A 10,838-nucleotide genomic window follows, 5' to 3' on the forward strand; every position below is an offset into this window, starting at 1 on the left:
ACCACCTTTTAAAGCATAAAAAAAGAACCCATATAAAACGGATTCTTTAATATTTACTATTAATAAGTTAATTCTATATTATTTTGTTGGATATATTCTAGAATGTCGGAGATCCCTCCATCAATATCATCCATATACTCAAAAAAACTTGTTTCATAACCATCTGTTCCATTTGCTGTACCTTCGATTAACGACTGAGAAAGTAATGTTTGCCTTGGATTTTTCATAACTCCGCCATCACTAATCAAGACCAACCCATCATCTTTTGGTTCCCAAACATCCCCTTTATATTCAGAAGGTGTATATTTTTCTCCCAATTGATCAAGTGTTTCTTGGCTTTCACCATCAAAATTCACATAGAAGGCTGTCTTTTCAACTCTATTTAATGAGTCATCAAATACTTCTACTAATTCTGACTTCTCAACATCTTCTTCACCCGCTGAAAATGTTACTAAAAGAAACGTTTCTTCGTTATCTAATTTTTCCTCTAACTCTTTTAAACTAATTTTATTCATGCCTGCTTCTGGTTGGTTACCACAAGCACTCAAAACCAACAGAAATGACAATAGCATCAAGCTAATAATCCAATGTTTTTTCATCTTCTCCCATCAACTCCATTTTTGTTCATTTTTTCCAGTATAACAATAATGGTCTGCGGTAGAAAATATTTATCTTTCTATATTAAATACATTTGGTAATGTTTTATACAGTATTTCTAGTTCTTCTTTGGTAAAGGTAAATCCCTTACCAATCCTTGTTTTATTGGCATTCCACCATCTTACATCAAATTTTGGGTCTTCCCCATTCCAACTAATCAAATTCAGTTCTTTCGCCCATCCCCCTTGGCTTCTATACAATACAGTAATTTCTTCGATAACTTCCCAATCGACACGATAATTTTTTTCCTTCATACAAAACGACCTCCTTCCCTTTTAATTCGTACTGATTGCTTTTTTGATTAATGCTTCCTCTTTATTGCCTTCTTCTATTTCCTCGCTTTGTTTTATTGCTTTCTCTTTATTCCTTTGCTCAAGTTGACGTTCCATTTTTGTATTTACTTTTTCTTCCCATTCAGATAAGACATCTTCAGGCAAATATTTATGCACATGCTCTATCAGTTTCAAATGAAGTGCTTCAAGATTTGAACGATGGACAAGATAACTTAAATAATGTAAAAATGACCAATCATCCACCTCCAGCATTTGTCTTTGTAATATTTTTCTATCTTTTTTCGATAATCCTTCCACTTGAAGTAAATTTCGTTTCAATCTGATAAAATCCTCTGCCGCCATAACTTCTGTCATTCGTAAGTATAAGTCATCACGCACTTTTGCTGAATAAACCATTTCATTTAAATTCATATCATAATACTTGTCAGAAACAATCGGTAAAGAAAGGATGGACTTACTTGTATCAAAGTCATTCGCTAAATACTCATACCTAAATTTATGCATTGTTTGATCTTTATTAAAAATTGGTTTTGGCTCAATTTTCCTCCGTTTCGTATCTTGTCGTTTATTCACACGAATCACTACAGATTGTCCTTCTTGCAGTCTCATCAATTCGTCAGGGGTAAGCAATGCCCTTTCCTTTGTTGATTCACTATGTGATTTATCAAAAGAATGCAATTCCCCACTTCGACTCACGTCCGTTATCGTTCTTGTACCTAGCATGCTCGAATAATGCTCGGCAGTGCTTTTATCTTCCGTTAATATATATATTTGATTGGAACAGTTTCCAGTGATTGTGTCTGATTCATCACCATACATCGATTTTACCTGTGAATAAGCTTGTATGATTAAGTGATAACGAAAACCTCGACCAGCACCAACCGTTACCATTCCTGCCATTCCCTCAATAGTAGGCATGTTTCCGAATTCATCTAAGAGGAAGTGAACATTCCGTTTCATTTTCCCACTTTTCCTTTTCGTTGCTTTCTCGGAGTTAACCCTATAGAGTTGACTAATTAATATACTTGCTAGTACTTCGTTTGACTTGTCAGAATCAGGTGTTGCGATAAATAATGCAATGGGTTTGTCTCCAAACCCAATATCCGTTAAATCTAAACTATTGAATCCGGTTACCTTTGCATTAGGTTCTAACGTAAATATTTGCAACTTATCCATGGCAACACTAAAAATACTTCCTCTTGTATTTCCTGTTGCAAAGTTTGATGTTGCATACATCATTCTTGCCGGATTATTTTCATTCCTTTCCTTAAAGAACAAATCTAAGGCATTGTTCCCTTCCTCGTCATTGTCACTTCCCTTTGTTGAAAGGAAGTTTGCCACAGAATACATTGTTACACGTTCTTCTTTTCCCTGATTGACCAAATCCTCTGTTAATGCAAGAATAATCGCAGTTACAAGCGATTTTGCACTATTTGACCAAAAAGGATCTTTTGCATTTGGATCATGATACAAGCTGTATGCAACACTGTTTGCATATTTTTGTGCATCACTATAACGGCCTTTCTTCCATGAATCAATGACCAGCTGCAATGGATTAAAGCCCATACTCATGTCATGCTGAATAAGGTTAAACACATGAACGTCATAACCTCGTTCTTTTAACGTTTCATAAGAAGCACCAGCCAGTTCACCTTTTGGGTCATTGATTATCATAGAAGGTTTTTCAACAGCTCTACTTTGCACATCAATCATTGGTACAACAAATGTTTCTCCTTTACCACTCCGTGTAATACCAATCACCATCGTATGAACTGGAGCATCATCAATTAATAATTGATAGTTGTTTCCTTCATGTAGTCCGGCAATAATCGTACCGCCTTTTCCTTCATATTCTTCTTTTTCAGATGGAATAATCAAATATTGTTTTTTCAAGTTCTTAATTTTTTCAAATTCGTTGGTTCCGTGTTGCCCTTTGTTAATAGATTGATAATTCATTTTCACATTGTATAGTAGTTTCAACACACTAATACCAATCAATATATAAAATCCCACGTAAAACTCTATCCATTCTTTTTGAAAAAGAAAGAAATAATGCCAATCAATAGAGAACGTATGAAAGTTTACCATTTCAGGGTCTGTGGCAAAGCCTTCTACTAAATGTAGTATTTGTTGCAAAAAATGTAACAGGAAATTCGCAACGAAAAAGCCTACAACGGTGATACACGCTATAAATACACCCATGATTTTCCAATCGCTTAAACGTTCTGTTAACGACTTTTTATCGTTCGAATGCATTATCCTCTTTCTCCTTTCTTAGAGGTCTCACAAATCCATCTTGATTTGTTTCATGAGTCATGTTCTAAAATGTCCTTTCACAAAAGGAACGTATATATTCTAACTTTTTATGATAGTTGTATTTCGTTTTTGATTTGTTTAGTTGGTTGCAACTGATTTTTATTTTGCAAGTAGCTTTTCTCAAACTTTACTCTGTTGCCTTGTAAAAATTCATTTGCATCTTTATAGCCATCACTATAAAGAAATAACGAAGCATTTTCGCCTAGCCCTTTCGTTTCTAACGTATTAACAAGTTTTCGTGTTGCCCTGAAGCCTGCTTTATCATCATCCATCGCAATCAGAATATGTTTATCTGCGAATAAATTTTTATTTTCACGAATAAATTCTTGCACTTGTCGTGTTTTTGATGCACCTGTTAATGCAATAAATCCACATTTTTCATCTACTTCACGAAATGAAAGAGCATCCAGCAAAGATTCACTAAATACAACTGTCTTCGTTTCTTCTGGAATATCCATAAAAAAATCCTTCGTATCTTTGGAAGGATTCATGATTATCTGTATTTCTTTTGGTTCTAACGTTGGATCAATACTAGAACGTAACAATACTCGATCTAAAATATTATTTTTATCATAAAGAGGAAAAACTAAATTTCGCTTACTCATCCAGCTATTGCTAGCGTAATTCTTCCCTAACAGACTACTTGTTTGTTTAAAAAAATACTTTACAACCTCTTCGTTTTGTAAATCGACAATATACTTTCTTACATTTTCTTTTGATAGACCACGATAGCCATCATCTAACGTTTCACTTTTTAATCCAGTTTTGGGAAAAGAAAAAAGCCTCATCGACCAGGTTAAAGCATCCTCTTGGTCATCTGAAAGACTCGGAAAAGTTTTTTGTATCTCTTCTTTTTCTAGATGTACATTATTTTTTTCATGAAACTGTAATAGCATTCGTTCTCCACAATGATTTTCTCGGTTGCATTGAATAAAGTTTGTGTTGTTCTTATACATGAATGCTTCATGCTCGTTGCATTCGGGACAATTACATATATAATAATTTCCTTTGTCTTCTGCATTCAAATCAGCAAGCGCATTTTCTATATTTTGATAAACCAACTTTTTATATAAGCTTTGTTTATCCATTTTCACCACCCTTTGCTATCTGTCGTATTTTTATATCATATCTTTGGACAATCGGCTCAATAACTTTCACTTCTATCTTTTCATCCGTATTTAACATCGTACCTTCAAACAATAAATCATGGTAACGATTGTGAAATGCTTGAATTAATTCATTATGGAGTTGATATGCCTTTTCAAATCCATTTTCACCAACGAACGTTTCCCCAAATAAATTATCTTCAAATCTTTGATACGGCTTATTGTGTACTATTAATATGTTAATACGTTGCTCTTGCAATGACTGATAATTGGTTACTACATGGGTAATAAAATTTTCAAAGTCTTTATCATTACTCATATACGTTTTTAGTTGTATCTTTTCATGATTTCTATCAATAACAGCATCAAAGCTAGTTCGGATTGCGGTCATCACATGTTCCATTTCTGCAAAGATACTTGTTTCAATAGCTGGAGTAATTCTATTGTAAAGTGCTTCTAACTGTTCATGGTTTAAATCTAATGGAATACTTCGCTTCGTTGGATCACACATTACTTTATGAAAACGATTTTCAAATGCTGAAAACAAACTATTAGATTTACCTTGAATAGCATTATTCGTTGTATTTGAAAATCTATTAAGTACTTCTTCTACCGCCATTCATTACACCTCACATCTCCATTTCAACTTCCTTATCCTTTTTCTTACTTTTCCCTAGTTTAATTTGTCTTTCACGCTCCAGATCTTGTTCCACACTTTTCAATCTTTCACGTTGTGAAAGATTGAAATCCATTTCACGTATTTCATTTAATACTTTCCTTTTTAATGCATATACTTTTTCATAACCATATTTGGATTCAAATTCAGCCATTTCTTGATCCCTTTTTTCCGTATTTACTTTGGTTTCTTCTTTTTCATCCTGTTCTTTATCAAGAAATGTTAGTACTTTTTGTTTATAGGCATCTTTATACTTCCTTTCTCCTTTTGTATCTCCCAAATTACTTAGCACATTCTCTTTATACTTTTCTTTAAATTGATTCCCTTCTTCTTGTTCCCTTTCGTATTGTTCATGCAAGGATTCCCCTTGTTTCTCAATTTCAGCTAATTCTTCCTTTGGCAATTTTGCCTTTAAAACAGCATCTTGATAAAGCGTACTTAATTGATTATATTTCCATTCATACCCTTTATTATCAGAATGCAGTGTTGCCTTTTGTTTTGCAGTCAATAACTCAGCATATTTGTTTACAAGTTCTTTTTCATTCATTAAATTCCCTCCAATTTAAAGATTAAGAAGGCTCCCCACATAAAGAGAAGCCTATAAGCATTTTTTCTTATAATGTTATAAAATTTTGCACGCAAATCGATTCATCTAACTCTAGATTTTCAGCAATTGCCTGTTCCAAAGATCGAATGTCATCAATACTTTGAATAGGTTCGTTTAAGGTTACATCAATGTTACCCCACCCTTCCGAATAAATGTAACTGACAAAGTACTTGTGCTCTTTTGCCATCACTCCCCCTCCCAGTAAAAGAAAAAATTAAATCACCATTAAAAACCAACCACACTACCACCGAGCCAGCCAACAAGGCTCGAGGCTAAGTAAACAATGCCGAAACCGATTGCAACGTTAACCATCCATCCAGTGTACATTTCTTTCTTTTGAGGATCTTTTGCAAAAGTCCAAAGCAGACCAATTACAACTAGTACTAATCCAGCTAGTACTGGTGCAATTGGTTTAATTCCATTTGTAATATTTGTGATTGTTTGAATTGCATCTTGCATAGGTTTTCAACTCCTTTCCTTTCAAATAAAGTCTTTAGGATTGTTTTGCTACCTCTGTTATCTGTTTTTGATTATGAACATTAAAATTCAGGATAATTTCCTGATGTTGCTTATGAAGCCATTCATAATAAGACCCACCGTTTCCTTCTACAATTTCTTTTGCCAATGCTTCAAATTTTTTAAAGCCAGCTGGTTTTGAAGGTTGCCGCCTTTTTGACCGTGAAACCTTCTTTGGTGCATCAGGTGAATGTTTCGTTTCCTCTTTCCCTTTTAATGATTGGGCTTGTTGATTTACCTCTTGTGTATGATTAGACAATCCGTTTCACCTCCTCGCAAAAATGAGCAAAATAAAAACTCTTTTCTCGAAAAGAAAAGAGTTAATCGGAAGTATCAAACTTCCTGATACTATTAATCTAACACCGTTTTTATAGGATTTTGTTCGTCATTTGTTCGCCAATCGTTCGGGAAATGTTCGCTATACTTGTTGAATAAATAAATCATTCAATTATTTATGTTATTTTCAGTCAAGATGACACGCAAATAGGATTAGATGCATTTTCCCTATCTACAATTCTTTTAACAGATTCTTCGATATTCTAACAATGTTGTCCGCCTCTAAAAAATAACCATTAAATTGCATTTACGCTTTATTTAAGTAGGGGATAATAACATCTTCAATAATGACCTCTTTTAACCTCTTTATCATATTCAAAAAGTTCAAGACTTCCCTCTGTACCCGGAATGTTAGTCACTTCCATTAAAATTTGATAAAACATAATACAGCCTCCTTGGTACCTTAGATTTCTATATAATAGTTTTACAAATTAACTTGAATATTCCCTACTCGCAGCAACTTGGTCTATAGAATCCTGAAGCCCACTTTTAACTTCCTCTATATCGGACTCTTCATCATTTTCAATGTCGCCCATCATCATGTTGAAGTGAGAATCGTGTTTAGAATTTATGAAGATTCTCCTAAATACATTGAAGGAAATTTTGTTCAACTCTTGATTACTATCTACATATAAATCATCGTTTACATGATGCGATCCATCGTTAACCCAAGAAAGTAAAGAACTACAAGCAAATCTTTCATCTTCTGGAAAGCTCTCGACAATTTCATCTACATTCATATTACCAAAGAATTTAAAATAATTTTCTAATATCCTTCTCATTATATTTGGTGTAGTTATTGAGTTTGGATTTTCCTTCAATTCTCTCCAAAGTAGTTCGTACGAGTTTTTTATAGGATTTTCTTCATATTGTGTTATGTAAGAGGTATTATCCGTCTTCCTTATAATCCAAAAGGTTTCATCATTTAGCTTTTTATTACCATGACCTTTGTTGAATGAAATTTCCTTATGAAAATATACATTATGGGTTAATAATATTAACTGCTTAAAGTTCGAATCATTATTTCTTATCTTTTTCTTCAGACTATCTATCAGGTTGCTTACTATAAATAGTATATTACTGTCGAGGCTGGAAATTGGGTCATCAATCACAATTATTCTTGCAGTATTTACTTTATCGTGTTCATTGCTTCCATTGATAAGTTGATAGAAATACAGAAATGTTATAAAAGTCTTTTCTCCCTCACTTAATGTTTCATTTGCATCTTCACCATTTTCTCTTACAATCTTGTAATTAGCTTTTTCATCGGATTCAGCTAATTGAAAATTCGTGAAGTCAAAAGATCTAAGGAGGCTATTTATTTCGTTAATAGAAGGCAAGACACTTGTAAGTTGGTTTTGAAGCTCGATTACCCCTTCTTCTAGTGTCTTTTTGTATCCCTTTTGTTCTTCCTTACTCCCCCTCATTCCTTCTAAGGCTTTATTCTCTTTACTAAAATTACTCATATAGTTTTCATAATTACTCTTGTTCTCTTTCACAACAAACCGCCATATATCTTTTATTAACTTTACTTTTTCCTCCTTAATATTATCAATTACCCTGTTTAACTCTGATATTTGTAAATTCGCCTGTTCAATCTCTGAGTTTATCTGCTCAATGTAACTCGTTATTGAACTTAACTCAACGCTTCTGCTAGGTTCATTTCTTTTTCTGTCCAGCAATTGAATATTTTCCTTATAAGTAGAATTTACGGTTTCGAATAGTGATACTATTTTTTCCCTATTAATATAAGGTATAGCGTCAGTTTTAAAAAAACGGTATTTTTCTAGTAAACCCATTGTTTCAGTTTCATATTTCTCGATTGATGAAATAAGGTCCTCTATTTGTTTAGTGTATGTTTCATCAAAATATTCATCTAATTTTCCTTTAAAACTTATTGGTAGTTCTTGCTGACAAAATGGACATATACCATTTGTGTCTTCCATATGTTCGTGCCCTTGCTGTACCCAGTCACTTATATTAAGCTCGGTAATCAATCCAGCTATATCTATATCATTTTTACCTATTATCTTTGTTTGAAATATTGATTGTTTCTCTATGGAATTATTATACTGTATTTTTGGAATTAGACTGACCTTTTCTTGGGGGCCTTTAAAAACGGATTCCACTCTGCTAGTCAATTCTTCAAATGTATATAGTTCACTGTTATTGCTTTTCGCTTCATTCAAACATCTTTCCATAAATCTCTCTTTATTATTACGAAGACCTGTAAAAGCATCTTTGAAATTTCTGTCATAATTTTGTTTTAAATCCCAGCATTGATTAATAAAATTAGTTTGCAAGATTTCTAACTGTTCTTCTCTTCCATTAATATTACTATCCAATTTTTCAATCCGTCCTTGGTACTTTTCTACTTCCTTCTTTTTATCGTCGATTAAAGCCAATATATTTGTTGATTCCTTACCCAAAGTAAAAATACCTTTTATTTCATTCCGCACATTAAAATTTTCACTGACAAAATGTCTATTATAAACAAACAGGTCAAAGTCAGAACTTCCTTGTCTCCATTCTATATTACAAGAAGGAAACTTTAGGGCACTATTGTTTCTTAAAAATTCAGAAATAGTAGTCTTACCAGTACCATTGCTTCCATAAATATAGTTGATTTTTCCTAGATTAATTTCAATCCCCGTCCTACCGTATGATGCAACTTCCTTAATTCTAATCATTTCTATCATTCTATTCCCTCCTACTTTATCAAACGACATTTCTATATTTTTGTCTAAAGTCAATCCCTAGTTATATTGTACAGGAAAAATCTGGAGGGTTGAAATCAGTAACTAAATATTCCGACAAAAATTCACATTTTTTATTCTGTCATTCTATACAAAAAGAGTATCCCATTATTTATAAGAACTATTTTAACAATGGATATAGCAAAACAAAAACGCTTGGAAAGATATATCTTATCCAAGCATTTTTGTTAAAATTCATAATGTCTGTTTCACAAAAGCACCAGTTCGTTAATCACATATAATGCAAATCCTATAATTTATCATTAGTTAATACAAACCTACTTACTAGGTGAATTAGGTTTGTTGTATATGAATCCTTCCAGCTGAACATCAACAATTTCCACCAGGTCTTCCACCGCTGCTTCTCTACTATATTGCTTGTCACTGTTAAGATTTGCTGCAACACCAAGTATTTTGGCTTTTAATATTGCCAAATCGTATCTTTGTTCTATGTTCATATTTCTCCTCCTACTTTGTTTTGTAGGTATGTTTCCCAAATGAAGTAGTTACATGTTCTCAATCAATCGTTCCATCTACTTGAAAAGACTATTATTGAAATAATAAGCACCAGTTAATTTACGAACAAATATTTACCTTTTTAAATTTCGCTTTTTCATCATTGTTATTGCCTGAAGTAAACCACCAGTAACTTTTCCACCGCCAATCCTATTACATATGAATTTAGCTGAAAATTGATTTATGAAGTTGTCCTCACTACTAAACGTTTTGTTTGTTTCATACGCATAAATCCTGGTAGTATCAAGAGCACGAAAACTATCAATTGAAAGTATCGAGAAATCAACATTACCCATCGGAAATAGAAGGCGATCAAAATATTTGCTATTCGACCAATGCTGTCTAATACGTATTTTAATATCCTTCCCTGTACCAATGTACACTTGTGAATATTCATCAAGTACCATTACGTAATAACCTGCTTTTCCATCATACAAATTAAGGTCATACACCTCAGTGAATTGACTATTACGTTCAAGAAAATTTCCTATTTCTGTACAAAATTCGCTGTTATTTAATAAAGAGAAATATTCCATATTTAAGTCGAAATTTTCTAAACAGTCCTTAAGTTGTTTTTCACACCATTGTTCCGTGTATATCTTACCTTCTTCATCAGCATAAATATCCCTCGAAAAAGGAACTCTGACTGAGCTTTTATCACTAACAATTGCATACTTTTCTCGTGTTAACTTCAATCCTCGTTTACCCTCAAGTACCTTCAATCCAAAATGATATGCCATAAGAATTCCCGCCTTTTTGTTGTCGCATAAGAATTTAATATATAACTATAAGCATTTATATTATCTTGAAATCAAGTTCTTAACACAAGTTAAACACCACTAATAAACTAAATGCGGCAATAGTTGAATAAAATAAAACAGGAACAATCGAATATTCCTAAAATTAAAATGATAGTAGCGATCATTAAACCATTTGGAACATAGGACCCATTGCCTTGCAAATTCATCCTTACCCCATTCTGTTCGAATATGTGCCAAATAAATGATAAAGATAGATAATTAGGAAGATTCTCTAAGGTTTAGGTTTATTTAATAATTT

General features: G+C 32.8%; 12 protein-coding genes. All 12 read right to left on the reverse strand.

Annotation, left to right across the window (positions count from 1 at the left end):
• Positions 1 to 59: 59 nt before the first annotated feature.
• Positions 60 to 599, reverse strand: a complete 540-nt coding sequence (locus ACHABU_RS16565; RefSeq protein WP_435766060.1) for a hypothetical protein — start codon at positions 597 to 599, stop codon at positions 60 to 62.
• 69 nt (positions 600 to 668) lie between these two features.
• Positions 669 to 911, reverse strand: coding sequence for a YdbC family protein (locus ACHABU_RS16570; protein ID WP_435766062.1), 243 nt, complete (start codon positions 909 to 911; stop codon positions 669 to 671).
• Between the two features lie 21 nt (positions 912 to 932).
• A complete protein-coding gene (locus ACHABU_RS16575) occupies positions 933 to 3,206 on the reverse strand; it encodes a VirD4-like conjugal transfer protein, CD1115 family (RefSeq protein WP_435766063.1) in 2,274 nt (757 codons plus the stop codon).
• 107 nt (positions 3,207 to 3,313) lie between these two features.
• Complete coding sequence (locus ACHABU_RS16580; protein ID WP_435766065.1) at positions 3,314 to 4,354, reverse strand: toprim domain-containing protein; 1,041 nt, start codon at positions 4,352 to 4,354, stop codon at positions 3,314 to 3,316.
• Positions 4,347 to 4,991 (reverse strand): hypothetical protein, encoded by a 645-nt coding sequence (locus tag ACHABU_RS16585; RefSeq protein WP_435766067.1) that lies wholly within the window; start codon positions 4,989 to 4,991, stop codon positions 4,347 to 4,349. The genes ACHABU_RS16580 and ACHABU_RS16585 overlap by 8 nt, the downstream gene beginning before the upstream one ends.
• 10 nt (positions 4,992 to 5,001) lie before the next feature.
• A complete protein-coding gene (locus ACHABU_RS16590; protein WP_435766069.1) occupies positions 5,002 to 5,595 on the reverse strand; it encodes a hypothetical protein in 594 nt (197 codons plus the stop codon).
• A 67-nt stretch (positions 5,596 to 5,662) separates the two neighbouring features.
• Complete coding sequence (locus ACHABU_RS16595; RefSeq protein WP_435766071.1) at positions 5,663 to 5,842, reverse strand: hypothetical protein; 180 nt, start codon at positions 5,840 to 5,842, stop codon at positions 5,663 to 5,665.
• Positions 5,843 to 5,880: 38 nt separating this feature from the next.
• Complete coding sequence (locus tag ACHABU_RS16600; protein ID WP_435766072.1) at positions 5,881 to 6,114, reverse strand: pilin; 234 nt, start codon at positions 6,112 to 6,114, stop codon at positions 5,881 to 5,883.
• Positions 6,115 to 6,148: 34 nt separating this feature from the next.
• On the reverse strand, positions 6,149 to 6,430 hold the full coding sequence (locus ACHABU_RS16605; protein ID WP_435766073.1) for a hypothetical protein: 282 nt from the start codon (positions 6,428 to 6,430) through the stop codon (positions 6,149 to 6,151).
• Between the two features lie 508 nt (positions 6,431 to 6,938).
• Positions 6,939 to 9,206, reverse strand: coding sequence for an ATP-binding protein (locus ACHABU_RS16610; RefSeq protein ID WP_435766075.1), 2,268 nt, complete (start codon positions 9,204 to 9,206; stop codon positions 6,939 to 6,941).
• A gap of 335 nt (positions 9,207 to 9,541) precedes the next feature.
• Complete coding sequence (locus ACHABU_RS16615; RefSeq protein ID WP_435766077.1) at positions 9,542 to 9,721, reverse strand: hypothetical protein; 180 nt, start codon at positions 9,719 to 9,721, stop codon at positions 9,542 to 9,544.
• Between the two features lie 132 nt (positions 9,722 to 9,853).
• Entirely contained in the window at positions 9,854 to 10,519 is a 666-nt protein-coding gene (locus ACHABU_RS16620) for a hypothetical protein (protein ID WP_435766079.1), read from the reverse strand.
• Positions 10,520 to 10,838 lie beyond the last annotated feature (319 nt).

It is taken from the genome of Oceanobacillus sp. CF4.6, from assembly GCF_051262635.1.
GTDB lineage: Bacteria > Bacillota > Bacilli > Bacillales > Amphibacillaceae > Oceanobacillus.

Bases quoted from the DNA above. Each gene is read 5' to 3' on its own strand.
- ACHABU_RS16565 (WP_435766060.1), bottom strand. From the start codon at position 599: ATGAAAAAACATTGGATTATTAGCTTGATGCTATTGTCATTTCTGTTG.
- ACHABU_RS16570 (WP_435766062.1), bottom strand. From the start codon at position 911: ATGAAGGAAAAAAATTATCGTGTCGATTGGGAAGTTATCGAAGAAATT.
- ACHABU_RS16575 (WP_435766063.1), bottom strand. From the start codon at position 3,206: ATGCATTCGAACGATAAAAAGTCGTTAACAGAACGTTTAAGCGATTGG.
- ACHABU_RS16580 (WP_435766065.1), bottom strand. From the start codon at position 4,354: ATGGATAAACAAAGCTTATATAAAAAGTTGGTTTATCAAAATATAGAA.
- ACHABU_RS16585 (WP_435766067.1), bottom strand. From the start codon at position 4,991: ATGGCGGTAGAAGAAGTACTTAATAGATTTTCAAATACAACGAATAAT.
- ACHABU_RS16590 (WP_435766069.1), bottom strand. From the start codon at position 5,595: ATGAATGAAAAAGAACTTGTAAACAAATATGCTGAGTTATTGACTGCA.
- ACHABU_RS16595 (WP_435766071.1), bottom strand. From the start codon at position 5,842: ATGGCAAAAGAGCACAAGTACTTTGTCAGTTACATTTATTCGGAAGGG.
- ACHABU_RS16600 (WP_435766072.1), bottom strand. From the start codon at position 6,114: ATGCAAGATGCAATTCAAACAATCACAAATATTACAAATGGAATTAAA.
- ACHABU_RS16610 (WP_435766075.1), bottom strand. From the start codon at position 9,206: ATGATAGAAATGATTAGAATTAAGGAAGTTGCATCATACGGTAGGACG.
- ACHABU_RS16615 (WP_435766077.1), bottom strand. From the start codon at position 9,721: ATGAACATAGAACAAAGATACGATTTGGCAATATTAAAAGCCAAAATA.
- ACHABU_RS16620 (WP_435766079.1), bottom strand. From the start codon at position 10,519: ATGGCATATCATTTTGGATTGAAGGTACTTGAGGGTAAACGAGGATTG.